14 protein-coding genes are annotated in these 14,903 nt (G+C 32.3%); all 14 read left to right on the top strand.

What is annotated here, in order from left to right; translation table 11 throughout:
- Positions 1 to 184: 184 nt before the first annotated feature.
- The 14 genes from ACFQU5_RS04775 (at position 185) to ACFQU5_RS04710 (ending at position 14,784) form a co-directional block, all read left to right on the top strand.
- On the top strand, positions 185 to 814 hold the full coding sequence (locus ACFQU5_RS04775) for a sugar transferase (RefSeq protein WP_390285285.1): 630 nt from the start codon (positions 185 to 187) through the stop codon (positions 812 to 814).
- Between the two features lie 46 nt (positions 815 to 860).
- A complete protein-coding gene (locus ACFQU5_RS04770) occupies positions 861 to 1,823 on the top strand; it encodes an ATP-grasp domain-containing protein (RefSeq protein WP_390285283.1) in 963 nt (320 codons plus the stop codon).
- Between the two features lie 18 nt (positions 1,824 to 1,841).
- Positions 1,842 to 3,065 (top strand): glycosyltransferase, encoded by a 1,224-nt coding sequence (locus ACFQU5_RS04765; RefSeq protein ID WP_390285281.1) that lies wholly within the window; start codon positions 1,842 to 1,844, stop codon positions 3,063 to 3,065.
- A complete protein-coding gene (locus tag ACFQU5_RS04760) occupies positions 3,062 to 3,847 on the top strand; it encodes a glycosyltransferase (RefSeq protein WP_390285279.1) in 786 nt (261 codons plus the stop codon). The genes ACFQU5_RS04765 and ACFQU5_RS04760 overlap by 4 nt, the downstream gene beginning before the upstream one ends.
- A gap of 40 nt (positions 3,848 to 3,887) precedes the next feature.
- Positions 3,888 to 5,075, top strand: a complete 1,188-nt coding sequence (locus ACFQU5_RS04755) for a glycosyltransferase (protein WP_390285277.1) — start codon at positions 3,888 to 3,890, stop codon at positions 5,073 to 5,075.
- A gap of 1 nt (position 5,076) precedes the next feature.
- Positions 5,077 to 6,399 carry a hypothetical protein gene (locus ACFQU5_RS04750; RefSeq protein ID WP_390285275.1) on the top strand — a complete coding sequence of 441 codons (1,323 nt, stop codon included), beginning with the start codon at positions 5,077 to 5,079 and terminating at the stop codon, positions 6,397 to 6,399.
- A gap of 90 nt (positions 6,400 to 6,489) precedes the next feature.
- Positions 6,490 to 7,953 carry a lipopolysaccharide biosynthesis protein gene (locus ACFQU5_RS04745; RefSeq protein WP_390285273.1) on the top strand — a complete coding sequence of 488 codons (1,464 nt, stop codon included), beginning with the start codon at positions 6,490 to 6,492 and terminating at the stop codon, positions 7,951 to 7,953.
- 20 nt (positions 7,954 to 7,973) lie between these two features.
- Entirely contained in the window at positions 7,974 to 9,173 is a 1,200-nt protein-coding gene (locus ACFQU5_RS04740) for an ATP-grasp domain-containing protein (RefSeq protein ID WP_390285271.1), read from the top strand.
- Positions 9,174 to 9,247: 74 nt separating this feature from the next.
- Positions 9,248 to 9,985: a YveK family protein gene (locus ACFQU5_RS04735; protein ID WP_390285269.1), complete on the top strand. Its 738-nt coding sequence runs from the start codon at positions 9,248 to 9,250 to the stop codon at positions 9,983 to 9,985.
- Positions 9,982 to 10,668 (top strand): CpsD/CapB family tyrosine-protein kinase, encoded by a 687-nt coding sequence (locus ACFQU5_RS04730; protein ID WP_390285267.1) that lies wholly within the window; start codon positions 9,982 to 9,984, stop codon positions 10,666 to 10,668. Before ACFQU5_RS04735 ends, ACFQU5_RS04730 begins: the two co-directional genes overlap by 4 nt.
- 217 nt (positions 10,669 to 10,885) lie before the next feature.
- Positions 10,886 to 11,881, top strand: coding sequence for a UDP-glucose 4-epimerase GalE (gene galE / locus ACFQU5_RS04725; protein ID WP_390285265.1), 996 nt, complete (start codon positions 10,886 to 10,888; stop codon positions 11,879 to 11,881).
- A gap of 557 nt (positions 11,882 to 12,438) precedes the next feature.
- Positions 12,439 to 13,236: a TIGR00282 family metallophosphoesterase gene (locus ACFQU5_RS04720; RefSeq protein WP_390285263.1), complete on the top strand. Its 798-nt coding sequence runs from the start codon at positions 12,439 to 12,441 to the stop codon at positions 13,234 to 13,236.
- 107 nt (positions 13,237 to 13,343) lie between these two features.
- Positions 13,344 to 14,228 carry a DUF4886 domain-containing protein gene (locus tag ACFQU5_RS04715; RefSeq protein ID WP_390285261.1) on the top strand — a complete coding sequence of 295 codons (885 nt, stop codon included), beginning with the start codon at positions 13,344 to 13,346 and terminating at the stop codon, positions 14,226 to 14,228.
- A gap of 289 nt (positions 14,229 to 14,517) precedes the next feature.
- Positions 14,518 to 14,784 (top strand): stage V sporulation protein S, encoded by a 267-nt coding sequence (locus ACFQU5_RS04710; RefSeq protein ID WP_390285259.1) that lies wholly within the window; start codon positions 14,518 to 14,520, stop codon positions 14,782 to 14,784.
- Positions 14,785 to 14,903 lie beyond the last annotated feature (119 nt).

Genomic DNA, 14,903 nt, shown 5'->3' with positions numbered 1-14,903 from the left:
GATTATTGTGTTGTAGTGAACAGAATTTAAAATAAGTTACCTTAGAAGTCATAGGACAAATTCAGATTTGTTTCTTAATATCTATTTGGAACAAGTTTGTTTTTGCCTTCTGATACTAATAGGTCAGATGAAATGAGGTATTAAATAGAGTTGTTGAAACAATAAAAAGTTATGGAGTGTGTAAATGAGAATAGTTAAAGGAGAAATTTATAGTAAATACTTTAAACGAATTATGGATTTTCTATTTTCCCTAGTAATTTTAGTAGTTATTAGTCCTATTATGGTGATGGTCGGAATAATGGTGAAAATTAATTTAGGTAGTCCAGTATTTTTTAAACAGAAAAGACCTGGATTAAATGAGGATATATTTTATATTTATAAGTTTCGAACAATGACGAATGAAACAGATGAAAAAGGAAACTTACTTCCTGATCGTCTTAGATTGACATCTTTTGGAAGAGTGCTTAGAAAAACTTCCCTCGATGAACTTCCACAACTCATTAATATAATTAAAGGAGAAATGTCTTTTATTGGACCAAGACCGTTCTTAGTTAAACATCTTAAACTATATAATTTTCAGCAAAGAAGAAGACATGAAGTCAGACCAGGATTATCAGGTTTAGCACAAATAAATGGACGTAACAATCTCTCATGGGAAAAAACACTTGAGCTAGATATTCAGTATGTAGAAAATATTAATTTTTATCATGACTTAAAAATAACTTTTATTACTATATTGAAGGTTATTAAAAGGGAAGGAATTTACCAGGATGAAGAAAAAGTGACAAGACCTTATAAAAGGGATGCGTTGTAGCTAAACAATAATTCACAATGTAAATAAAAAGTGGGGTACTTCTCGAATGAATATATTAATTCTTAGTGGTGGTTCAAGAAATAAGATTGTAGAGTATTTTAAAAATGAACTAAAAACAAAGGGAAAAGTATTTGTAACTGATTGTGATGTATTAGCACCTGCACTGTATAAGGCAGATCAATATTTTATAGTCCCTAGAATTGAAGAAGATGGGTATATAGATTCAATATTTTCAATTTGTAAAGAAAACGTTATTCAGGCAGTATTTTCATTGATTGATCCTGAGCTTAATATACTTGCGAACAATGTACACGATTTTAAAAATATAGGAACAATTCCTGTTGTTTCATCAAGTAAAGTAGTTGATATCTGCTATAACAAATATAAAATGTTTGAATTTCTTAAAAGTAATGGATTCAATACGATTTCCACTTATATTAATAAGGAACAATTTTATTTAGATGTAGAGCTAGGTTTAATTTCTTATCCGGTATTTATTAAACCTATACACGGTAGTGCCAGCATCAATATTAATAAAGTAGAATCAAAAGAGGAGGTAGAGTTACTATTTAGTAAACATGATAAATTAATTATTCAGGAATACATTCAAGGTGTTGAATATGGAGCAGATGTTTATATTGATCTGATTTCAGGAGAACCAGTTTCAATATTTACTAAGAAAAAAATTAAAATGAGAGGGGGTGAAACAGATAAATCTGTTTCAATTAAAGATAAAAAATTATTTGAATTAATTTGGGGTTTTGTGAAACTAGCTGGTTTTAAAGGAATTATTGATATTGATATTTTTGAAGTAAACGATGTATATTACATTTCAGAAGTAAATCCAAGATTTGGTGGAGGCTACCCACATGCTTATGAAAGTGGTGTGAATTTCCCAAAAATGTTAATTAATAATTTACAAGGGAATGTGAATAAGGTTGAAATTGGGGATTATGAAGAAGGCATATACATGATGAAATATGGCGAAGTGTATACAGGCAAAATTTAATTGGGGGAAGATAAAAAAATGCTTGATCTTTTAATAATTGCAAATTATACACAAGCTCCTGGTGAAGATAATATCAATAGATTTAACTATATAGCACAAAAGATTAGTAAAGAGAATTTAAATATTGAAATTGTTACAAGTAGTTTTTCACATACATTAAAAAAACAAAGAAATGTAAAGGAAGAGCAAAGAAAAAGAGTTCAATATAAATATACAATGCTCTATGAACCAGGTTATGAAAAAAATGTTTCTGTAAAGAGAATTTATAGCCATTTTATCCTAGGGAAAAGACTTAAAAAGTATATGAAAACAAGAAAAAAGCCAGATATCATTTATTGCGCAGTACCTTCTTTGGCATTAGCTAAAGTTGCTGCAAAATATGCAAAGAAGAATAATATTAAATTTATTATTGATATTCAGGACTTATGGCCAGAAGCATTCAAAATGGTAATAAAATCACCTTTCCTAAGGAGGATTCTTTTTTATTCGATTGAAAAAAAAGCAAATTATATTTATTCTGCTGCTAACGATGTGGTTGCAGTGTCCCAAACTTATTTAGATAGAGTTATGAAAGTAAATAAAAAATTGAGTAATCATTTAAGTGTATTTTTGGGAACTGAGTTAATGTATTTTGATAAAATGGCACAAGAAAATAGAATCACTGTAAAACCGAAAGATGAAATATGGTTAGGTTATATAGGAACATTAGGACATAGTTATGATATAAAACTTGTAATTGATGCCCTAAAGATATTAGAAGATCGTGGTTATAGAAAATATAAGTTTATTATTATGGGTAATGGACCTCTACGTCACGAATTTGAAGAATATGGGAAAGCATTAGACGTAGGCGATAAATTATTATTTACCGGATTATTGGATTATGGAGAAATGATCGGAATGTTAAAAGCATGTGATATAGCCGTTAATCCTATTACTAAAGGTTCTGTAGCTAGCATAATTAATAAACATTGTGATTATGCTGCGGCAGGATTGCCAATTATTAATACACAAGAAAATATTGAATATAGGAATTTAGTGGTGGATTACGAGATGGGATATAATTGCTTAACTAGTCAAGATGTAGCTAATAAATTAATGATAATGTTTGAAGATCCTATTCTCAGAGGAAGAATGGGTAATAATAGCCGAAAGCTAGCTGAAGAAAAATTTGACCGTTCACACACTTATAAAAATATTTTTAGATTGCTAAGTAAAGATAATGTAAAGGGGATCGAATGAAGTTACAAGTGTTACTCTCAACAATGAGTCAAAATGATACTAGTATTCTAAGCAAAATGAATATTCAATCAGATATCATTATTGTTAATCAATGTGATAGAAATCATTTTGACCAGTACACCTATAATGGTAATAGTGTTAAGTGTCTTTCACTAGCTGAACGTGGAATCGGTATAAGCAGGAATACGGCCTTGATGCGGGCAACTGCAGACATATGTTTATTTGCAGATGATGATGTTAGTTATGTGGATAATTATGCAAGCATAATAGTTGAAGAGTTTAATAAATATTTGAATGCAGATATTTTATTATTTAACGTATGTAGTACTAATCCTAAAAGATCGTTGTATAACATTCAAAGAAGGAGCAGAGTTAGATTTTTTAATTGTTTAAGATATGGAGCAGTTATGATGGCCATTAGAACCGAAAAAGTACGTAAGGCAAATGTATATTTTTCCTTATTATTCGGAGGCGGTGCAAAATATAGTGCTGGAGAAGATAGTTTATTTTTAGCAGAGTGTATACGTAAGGGGTTAAAAGTTTACGCAATTCCTAAAAGAATTGGGTATGTTAGCCAAGAAGAATCAACATGGTTTAATGGTTATACTGAAAAATACTTTATAGATAAGGGAGTTTTTTATTCCAATTTGTCTAATCGATGGGCAAGTCTACTATGCTTTCAGTTTGCTGTTCGACATAAAAAGATGTTTAGCCAAGAAAAGAATGTACTTGAAGTATTGAGATTAATGAGAAAAGGTAGAGATATTTTTAAATATTCCTAATAGTTATTTGATTTGGAAATTGAAAATAGGAGCATTTAAATTGAATAAAAAAATAAATATTATAATAGTCAATAATAATTTTGATACAGGTGGGGTTCAAAAAGCCTTAGTAAATCTTATAGATGAAATAAAAGATTATTACGACATTACTCTTTATTTATTTAGTATAAATAATGAAGTGAGGAAAAATATCCCAAATCAAGTAAAGATAATTGAGGCAAACAAATTAATAAAATTATTAGGAATTTCTCAAGAACGATCAAGGGAGGAAGGGGTATTTTTATCCTTCATAAGAGCTTTGTTAGTAGTGTGGACAAAAATTTTTACTAATTCATGGCCTTTTAAACTATTGTTTTCCAGTCAAAAAACTCTAGGCAAATTTGATATTGCCATTTCTTATTTGCATAATTCACATGAACGATTATTTTACGGTGGATGTAATGAATTTGTGTTAAGTAAAATTAAAGCTGATCAAAAAATAACTTATCTTCATTGTGATTATATAAAATCTGGTGGAAATACATGTAGAAATAAAAAGATTTATTTGAAATTTGATAAAGTGATAGCTGTTTCGGAAGGATGTAGACAAAGTTTTTCGAATGCAATACCCGAGATGAACAATAGATTATTCACTGCAATAAATTTACATAATTACAATAGTATTAGACGGCAAGCGAATGACTTACCTATTGTATATTCTTCTAGATATTTCAATATAGTTACTGTATCACGATTAAGTCATGAAAAAGGGATTATGAGAACGATAGAAAGTATAAGTTGTCTCGTAAAGCAGGGATATCAAATATGTTGGCATATAGTGGGTGATGGATACCAGAGAAAAGATATTGAAATATTGATAAATTTAGCTAATTTACATGATAATATTTTGCTCTATGGAAATCAAGCGAACCCATATCGTTATATGAAAAATGCTGATTTATTTTTATTACCTTCATTCCACGAAGCTGCTCCAATGGTAATAGATGAAGCGAAATGTATTGGATTACCAATTTTAGCAACCAACAATTCATCCTCAAAAGAAATGATTATAGATTGCCGAGCGGGTTGGGTTTGTGACAACTCAGCTGACGGTATCACATCCACATTAAAGCATATATTAAATCACCCGGAGGAACTAAAAGAAGTTCGTGAATATATTTTAGAAACGGATTTTAATAACAAACTTGCTCTTGAACAATTTCACTATGCATTAAATGAGGGGAATTGATATGGCTGGAAAGAGTATCGATAAAATAGCATTATTTATATCTGTTATTGGAATATTGGTAATTACTTTAGGACATTCACTAAATTTAGACATTGTTATTTTAATTGGATTGATTATATTTTTTGCATTAATCCTTTATTGCCCTATTTCACTTTTTTTACCTATTATGCTATTTTATTTACCTTGGTCACCCGTAATGAAAATGAATGCAGGGAATTACACTTTTTATACAATCGGAATTGTATTGTTCTTTCTATTATTAATAATAAAAAAAGAGATAGCTAGCAAAGGTATATTTACATTAAGTAATTTAATATTAGGGATCTTCTTTATAGCATATACTTCAACGATCAAATTAACCCTAGGCTATAATTTTTCATTTGATTATTTTATGTTTGTTTTATTGTTAATATTAATCCCTGTATATCTCTATAATTTTCATAACACTATCTTATTTGAAACTTGTATATTATTTTTTTCAATAGGTATTATCACATCAGGTTTTTTCTCAAAGCTTTTAGTGAAATTTCCCCATATGTTAGTGTATATAGATGTCTATAAGTGGGAAAAAGTTGGATTAACTAGGTTAAGTGGATTTTACGGAGATGCTAATTTTTATTCTGCCCATATTTTAGTAGCTGTGTCTGGACTTTTATTAATTGTCATAAATAAAAATGTTATCAATTTGATAAAATACTTTGTGCTTATCCTGCTCTTAATCTATTTAGGGTTTTTATCAGTGTCAAAAATGTTTTTATTAGTTTTAATAATGGTAGTTAGTATTTGGTTTTTAGCAGTATATATAAGAAAAGGGAGCATATCCTCCAAAGTTATTATTTCGGTTATTTTTGTATGTGGGGTATTTGTCATATTAGTCTCTAATGTATTTTCAGAGTCACTAAATATGTATATGTTCCGTTTTGGAATAGTAGATAATGCGTCATCCTTCACAACAGGTAGAAGTGATATTTTGTTAGACTATTTGGAATACCTCAAGAACAATGAAACGTTATTTTTATTCGGGCAAGGATTTACCGGTCTAAGCGCAATAGATAGAGCGGCTCATAACTCAATAATTCAAGCAATTTATCAATTGGGTGCTATTGGTTGTATTTTGCTTGTTGCATGGTTAGTTCAACTATTCAATGTTACAAAAACAATAAAAATAGATATTAGAAGTAAAAATACTTTATTTGTTTTCTCTTTTGCAATAGCTTGTTTTGTACCCTGGTTGGCATTAGATATTCTTTTTTTCGATGAATTTTTCTTTATCTTTATTTTATTTTTAATAGGGAAAAAGTACATCTTAAATATGGTTCAGTAAAGGTTAATAAGAGATTTCACTGTTTGTTATTTTGTAAAGATAAGAATATTCATTAAAATAATATCAATTTAGGGAAAAGGAAGTAGATTATTGAACTACCAAGTCACTAAAAACAAGGTACTTACTTCATTAGTTTGGAAGTTTATGGAGCGTGGGGGAACACAAACTGTTCAAATAATTGTAACAATTACATTAGCACGATTACTGTTACCAGAAGAGTTTGGACTTATTGCTCTAATTTCGATATTTATTTCTTTAGCGAGTATTTTTGTTCAAAGTGGTTTCACTACTTCTCTTATTCAGAAAAAAGTGATTGATGAGCTTGATTTTTCATCCATCTTATTATTTTCTCTTTTTGTTGCTGCAATTCTCTATTTTTTACTATTTTTTACTGCCCCATTATTAAGTGTATTTTTTTTACAACCAAATCTTACACCTATAATTAGGATTTTATCTATTACATTATTTCTATGTGCTGTAAATTCAGTACTGAATGCAGTTATTGCGAGAAAAATGGAATATAAAAAATTATTTGTTGGTAGTTTAATAGCAAATAGTATATCTGGTGTAATCGGAATCTTTTTAGCTTTCCATAATTTCGGTGTTTGGGCATTGGTTTGGCAACAATTGTCAAATCAGTTTATTAATACGATATTTTTATGGTTTTCATTGAAATGGCGACCGCATTTCAAATTCTCTTTTGCTAGGATTGTTTCTCACTTAAGTTTTGGATGGAAGTTGTTAGCATCAACTTTATTAGACACACTCTATTATAATTTAATTGGTGTTCTGATTACAAAAATTTTTAGTCCAACGCTTTTAGGGTATTACAATAAAGGATCACTTTTTCCAGAAATAATTGTTAATAATTTTAATGGATCCATTCAATCAATTATGCTTCCTACACTAGCATCATACCAAGATGATAAATCAAGAATGAAAATGATTGTACGTAGAGCAATTATGACAAGTTCTTATATTACTTTTCCAATGATGGCAGGATTAGCAGTGATTGCTGAATCATTAGTAAAAGTAATATTGACTGATAGATGGGTGCCTGCAGTTCCATTTTTACAAATATTTTGCGCAATATGCGCATTGAAACCAATTCATACTGCAAATTTACAACTAATTAATGCAATAGGACGCAGTGATATTATCCTCAAATTAGAAGTGATAAAAAGTATTATTGGGATAATTATCTTAATAATAACTATTCCATATGGGATTCAAACCCTTGTTTTAGGAAATTTCCTTAATGGATTAATTTTTTGTATTATCTATGCTTTCCCAAATATTAAATTTGTGAATTATAGCTTATTAGAACAATTAAAAGATATTCTACCTTCATTTGTATTGTCAGTTGTTATGGGTTTCATTGTATATCAAATTAAATGGTTTGAATGGCCTTTAGTTTTAACCTTAGTTATACAAATATTTTTCGGTGCAATTTTATATATTGGAATGTCACTTATTTTTAAATTAGAAAGTTTTACTTATATATTATCATCTATAAAGGAAATATTTAATAATAAAAGATTAATAATGAAATAATTTCCGATGGGGTGTAATTTTTGAAAAGAATATTAATGCTAGGTGGAGCATATTCTCAAATAATTGCAATTAAAAAAGCGAGAGAAATGGGACATTATGTGATTGTTTGCGATTTTGTAAATGATAATCCTGGCCGAAGATTTGCAAATGAATTTTATAAGATTAGTACGACTGATCAAGAAGCAGTCTTAAAGTTGGCAGAATCATTAAAAATTGACGGTATTGTTTGTTATAAAGCTGATTCTGGTGCTCCAACAGTAGCCTTTGTATCAGAAAAATTGAATATTCCTTCTAACCCATATGAATCTATAGAAATTCTTACTAGAAAAGATTTATTTAGGGAATTTCAAAAAAATAATAATTTTAATGTACCAAGAGCAAGGGATTACGCTTCATTAGAAGAAGCGAAAGAGGACTTCCATAATTTTAAGTTGCCCGTAATGATAAAACCAGTTGATTCGGCAGGGAGCATAGGTGTTTCAAGAATAGATTCAATAGAACAATTGGATGAAAAAGTAATAAATGCTCTAAAGTACTCAAGGGTTAGCCGATTTATTATGGAAGAATATATTGAAAATTTTGGTCCTCATGTTGGAGGAGATGGCTTTTCGGTAAACGGTAATTTGGTATTTCGATGTTTTTCAAATGAAGAATTTTCAACAGAATATATCAATCCATTTGTATCCATCAAAGCAAGTTTGCCAAATTTATTCCCAGTCCATTTACAAAACAAAATTCATGCAGAAATCCAAAGAGTTCTCAAATTATTGAAGATAAAAAATACGGCACTGAATTTTGATATTAGAATTGATGAAAAAGAAAATGTTTATTTACTAGAGATTGCTCCGCGTAATGGAGGTGGCTGTAATTCTAAAATTATAGAGTATGCAACTGGAGTCGATTTAGTAGAATATACAATTAAGTCAGCTTTAGGAGAAAACTGTAGTGATTTAAAGATGATAGAACCAGAAGGATTTTGGTCAGACTATTTAATAGTTAGTCAGACTAGTGGAGAATTTGATGGTATTGAAATTGACGAGGAACTTAAAATAAATATTGTAGAATGTGAATTATTTGTAAAACTTGGTGATTACATTTCTGCCTTGACTATCGGAAATGAAAAGGTAGGGGCATTAATCTTGAATTTTAGCTCTTTGGATGAAATGCAACAAAAAATGAATCGTATTAAAAATCTGGTAAAAGTGAATATTCGAGAATAAATCAAGAACATATTAATAGTTTAAGTAGGAATGAACTAATTATTTATTTTTTTGCTCTATGGGAGGTTAATAAGGTGGAGGAAACATTTAGTTTAATAACTATTGTTAAAATGATAAGGAAGCGGATCTTATTAATAATTAGCCTTATTATTTTTTGTACAGGAGCTTCGGCGATCTTCAGTTATTATGTTCTCCCTAATATTTTCGATGCGCAAACACAAATTTTAGTTAATCAAAAAAATACTGGTCAAGAAGGGTACTCTTGGACAATATTAGAAATGGATTTACAATTAATAGAAACGTACAATGTCATTATTAAAAGCCCTGTAATATTAAATAAAGTAATAGAAACATTGGATTTAGAAACAACGCCAGAAAATTTATCAGGACAAATTTTTGTATCGAACGAAAATAATTCGAAAGTTGTTAACATTCGGGTGGAGGACCAAAATCATAAGCAAGCAGTTGAAATTGCAAACACAGTTGCAGAGGTCTTTAAAGATGAAATACCAAAATTAATGAATGTTGATAATATTAGTATTTTGTCAGTTGCTAAATTAAAAGAAAATCCTAGTCCTGTAAAACCTAGTAGGTTATTAAATATTGCAATTGGTGGTGCCATCGGGTTAATGCTAGGCATTGGATTTGCATTGTTATTGGTTGTTCTTGACAATACAATGAAAAGTGAACAAGACATAGATGAAATTTTGGAATTGCCTATTATGGGAATCGTTAGTTCGATATCTAAAAAGGACCTTGAACAGGATATTTCGGTAGCATCCAATCAACGAGGAGGAAGTAGAAGACGTTGAAAAAAAAGAAAAGGGCAGACCGATTGCAAGTTGGAAGAAAATTAATTGCGGATTCAAATCCGAAATCCATCATTTCCGAACAGTTCCGAACAATACGAACGAATATCAAATTTTCAATACCGGATCAACAAATACAAACTATTTTAGTTACTTCATCTATTCCTGGCGAAGGTAAAACAACGAATGCTGCCAACTTAGGGATTGTTTTTGCTCAAGAAGGTAAAAAAGTGTTAATTATCGATGCAGATATGAGAAAACCGACATTACATCATACTTTTGAAGTTTTTAATATTGTGGGTTTATCGAATGTATTAGCAAAACATAGTAGTTTACACGTCACGATTCAAAATAGTTCCATTGAAAATCTACATATTATTCCGAGCGGACCAATTCCACCAAACCCTTCTGAATTACTATCTTCAAAAACACTGAGTGAATTTATAGATGAAGTGAAAAAAGAATTTGAAATCGTAATATTTGATGCTCCCCCATTACTGTCTGTAACGGATGCACAAATTTTATCTGCGAAATGTGATGGGACTTTGTTTATTGTGAATTCCGGTACTGTTCAAAAAGCGGAAGTTCTAAAAGCAAAAGCAAATCTTGAAGCAGTCCGAGCGCGAATACTAGGGGTCGTGTTAAACAACTATAAACTCCCACGCAATAATTATGAGTATTACTGATTTGTGAATCATTATATGAAAATTAAATCACGATTTTATAAATAAAAAGTGCCCTTTTAAATAAACAAGAGTTAATATCCTTGTCGATTTTGTCATCAAATTTATGATATAAATCCACTTTTTACATTAAAAAAATATTTTAATTTCCACTATTCTCAAAAATTAAATTTAGTAATAATAGACCGAATAATTTAGAGGAAAAGTGAGTGAAGAATTTTTGAACATATTAGTTACTGGAGGAGCGGGTTATATCGGCTCTCATACCTGTATTGCTCTTGTGAAGGCGGGACATTCAGTCATTATCGCTGATAATCTTTCTAACAGTAAGAGTAAGACGGTTATGAAAATCATGGATATAGTTGAAGAAGGAGTTAATTTTCACAAAATTGATGTAACTGAGGAAGTAGCTGTTGAAATGATTTTCAGAAATTACAATATTGATGGGGTTATTCATTTCGCTGGACTGAAGGCAGCAGGTGAGTCTGTGGAAAAGCCTATTGAATATTATTACAATAACCTTGTTAGCACTATGGTCCTTACAAAAGTCTGTCAGAAATATGGGGTAAATCGGTTCGTTTTTAGCTCATCAGCAACGGTATATGGGGATAATAATGTACCATTTGTAGAGAACATGGAGCTTTTGCCAACAACAAATCCATATGGTGAAACAAAAGCAATGAGTGAGCGGATTTTAACAGATATTGCAAATGCAAATCCTTTATTCTCTGTAGCTCTCCTTCGCTATTTCAATCCGGTAGGTGCTCATGAGAGTGGATTAATTGGTGAATCCCCTAATGGTATCCCTAATAATCTTATGCCATATGTAACTCAAGTGGCAAAAGGTAAACTTGAGACATTAAGAGTTTTTGGGAATGACTATCCAACGGTGGATGGCACCGGCGTTCGAGATTATATTCATGTGTTGGATCTTGCTGAGGGCCATGTTGCTGCACTTGTGAATTTAACCAAGGGGGTACATGTTTATAACTTGGGAACAGGAAAGGGTACTAGTGTATTAGAACTAGTGAATGCTTTTGAACTAGCAAATGGAGTTGGAATTCCTTATGAAATTGTTGAACGTAGACATGGAGATATTGCTTCGTGCTATGCAGATGCTACAAAAGCAAAACGGGAACTAGGATGGGTGGCAAAGCGAGACCTAATTACTATGTGTCGGGATGCTTGGCGGTTTGAGAAAAATTACAAAGAATAAGTTATTATTAAAAGACAATTTTCTCTTAGGCTAAAATATAGTACTTTGGAATTATGGAGTAGAATTATTGGCGGAAAAGCAGGTGCTCCTCAGGAATGCTTTTCTTTGTACGTCAATTCATTAGTTCAAAATATGTGATACCTATATAGAAAATAATTATTGTTGTAGGGTTAAAAGAAAAGTTTAAAGATAAACTCTGCTTCATATACACTAGAAAATTTATTTTCTAACTCGAGGAAATAGGTTTTTAGGGTCTTATCATGGCCTCTTTCTTGTGATTAATTTTCTTACTAATTGGAAACGATTAGTAAAAAAGGGTTTGAGCGTATGGAAGAGGAAGGAAACTTTTTCAAAGGAATCTTTATTGCCTTCTTGCTATCGATTCCATTATGGATGATTTTCTTTGGATGGATTACGATGATCAGTCGTTTGTTGAAGTCATGAGTCACTAGATGCCTTGTTGCACTAGTGATTTTATTATTTTTGGAGTTGTTTTGCCCAAATTCAGGCGAAGTGTTACAATGAAAAGACTGATTGTTAGAAAGAGTGATTAATTAATGAAAGTAATTTTTATTGGCGATATTGTTGGGTCGATTGGCCGTGAAGCGGTTGAAAAATATCTGCCCCGTTTAAAAAGAAAATACGCAGCTGATGTCGTAATTGCCAATGGCGAGAACGCAGCAGCGGGCCGGGGGATTACACAAAAAATTTACCAACAACTGCTGCAAGTTGGTGTGGATGTCATTACGATGGGGAACCACACTTGGGATAATAAGGACATTTTCGATTTTATCGACGACGCGGATTATTTAATTCGCCCGGCTAACTTTTCGGAAGAAGCACCAGGAAAAGGGATGGTCCAAATCTCGAAGAATGGTGTGACGTTGTCGGTTATTAATTTACATGGCCGTGTCTTCTTGCCACCACACGAAGATCCATTTGCAGTTGCCGACCAGCTAGTTGAAGAAGCACGCAAAACTTCTCCATTAGTGTTTGTTGATTTTCATGCAGAAGTAACAAGTGAAAAGATTGCATTAGGATGGCATTTGGACGGCCGCGTTTCTGCAGTCGTTGGTACACATACACATGTCCAAACTGCCGATAGCCGCATTTATCCAGGCGGAACAGCATATATCACTGACGTGGGAATGACAGGTCCGTACGATGAAATTTTAGGGATGCAAAAAGAAAGCGTCATCTACAAATTCCAAACAAACATGCCATCCCGTTTCGAAGTTCCGAAAGAAGGACGCGAAGTATTAAGCGGTTTCTTTGTTGAGATTGATGATAAAACAGGAAAAGCGCTTCGTTGTGAACGAATTTATATTAATGCAGATTATCCGTTCCAGGGGTAGTTTGCTTACAGGGCCAGATCAACTTGTTGATTTGGCCATTTTTTTCATTCCTCAAAAAGGTTTGAAAAAGCAAGGAACGGATAATATAAAAAGCGGGGGTGAGATTGTTGTATAAAATTAGTTTATTTTCACTAATGATTTTATTTCTTTTCTTAAAGCCGGCAATGGCCGATGCAGAAACAATCAAAATTTTATCGATCGGCAATTCATTCTCCCAGGATATACAATCCGAAATCGAAGAAATTGCGCATTCAGCCGGAGTGGATCTCATTGTAGGAAATCTATACCGCAGTGGAGAATCGTTGGAGGGTCATTGGAAACAGGCGGCCAATTCAAGAAAATCGTATCAATACCAGAAAAAGTCTATTTTCAATGGCGAGTGGAACATTCAAGATCGGAAACGTGTCTCGCTAAAAGATGGGTTGGTGGATGAAGAATGGGATTACATAACACTTCAGCAAACCTCAGGGAAATCGGGAATTTATCGAACATATAATCCGTATTTGGGGAAATTGATGGAATATATCGGCTCACATGGTAAAAATCCGGATGCCACATTGGCCTTACATATGCCATGGGCTTATTCCAAAAATTCAACCAACAAATTCTTCCCTTACTATGGAAGGAATCAAACGACCATGTATCGTGCCATTGTCGCGGCTTCTCAAAAGGTGATGAATAATCACAACTTTTCAATTGTGCTTCCAACAGGAACGGCGATCCAGAATGCCCGCTCGCATGCACAAATGAACAGCTTTGACGATGAATTAACGGCAGATGGCTATCATTTGGGCGTTCTTGGCGATTATATTGGAGGATTGGTTTTATTTCAAACATTCATTGCAGAGGCCAATGATAAGGATCTTTTCAAGGATGTGACCTATAAACCGGAAGAGATTACGGAAGAACAAGCTTATTTGGCGAAATTGGCTGCGAAGGAAGCGGTTAAAAATCCATTTCAAGTAACCGATATCGAATTTCTGGAGAAATAAGGCTTGAAATGCACCCCATTGTGTAGACATGGAGGTGTTTTTTTATTGCCGTTTTGGATGTGATTTTTTCGCCTTTTTGGAAACGTCGTGAAACCGGGGTAAAAGAAATGCAAAAAACCAGAAAAATATATTCGTTTTGCGCTTCAATATGGATGCCTAGTGATTCTATTTTGTTCTTTAGCATCATAAACTGAGATACGGACACTAAGTTGAAGTCCTTTGAATGAACGCCCACTTAATCGAATGCTTCATTCAACATCTAATCTAGCAAATATGGGGAGGAATAAATGTGGATTCATTAAAAGTATCGTCTCGCTCTAATCCAAATTCTGTTGCAGGTGCACTGGTTGCTGTTATTCGGGAGCAAGGGTATGCAGAAATGCAAGCTGTAGGTGCAGGTGCATTAAATCAGGCAGTAAAGGCAGTTGCAATTGCACGCGGTTTCGTGGCACCAAGTGGCACGGACTTAATTTGTGCACCAGCGTTCGCAGATATTACCATCGCGGGTGAAGATCGTACGGCATTAAAGCTAGTCGTTGAAAAAAGAAGTCGATAATTGAGTTAAGCTCTTATTAACTGGCAGAGATGCCGGTTAGTAAGGGCTTTTTTTGGTTTGGTGTGGGTGGTTTTACGATATGGTGGTTGGTTCGGGAAAAGGATGAAAGACATTTGAGT

It is taken from the genome of Ureibacillus sp. GCM10028918, from assembly GCF_042666115.1.
GTDB lineage: Bacteria > Bacillota > Bacilli > Bacillales_A > Planococcaceae > Ureibacillus.
The sequence above is the reverse complement of the archived record's forward strand: the minus strand, read 5'-3'. Positions and strand labels throughout refer to the sequence as shown.

Coding starts and splice junctions, on each gene's coding strand:
- ACFQU5_RS04775 (WP_390285285.1), top strand. CDS start 185: ATGAGAATAGTTAAAGGAGAAATTTATAGTAAATACTTTAAACGAATT.
- ACFQU5_RS04770 (WP_390285283.1), top strand. CDS start 861: ATGAATATATTAATTCTTAGTGGTGGTTCAAGAAATAAGATTGTAGAG.
- ACFQU5_RS04765 (WP_390285281.1), top strand. CDS start 1,842: ATGCTTGATCTTTTAATAATTGCAAATTATACACAAGCTCCTGGTGAA.
- ACFQU5_RS04760 (WP_390285279.1), top strand. CDS start 3,062: ATGAAGTTACAAGTGTTACTCTCAACAATGAGTCAAAATGATACTAGT.
- ACFQU5_RS04750 (WP_390285275.1), top strand. CDS start 5,077: ATGGCTGGAAAGAGTATCGATAAAATAGCATTATTTATATCTGTTATT.
- ACFQU5_RS04720 (WP_390285263.1), top strand. CDS start 12,439: ATGAAAGTAATTTTTATTGGCGATATTGTTGGGTCGATTGGCCGTGAA.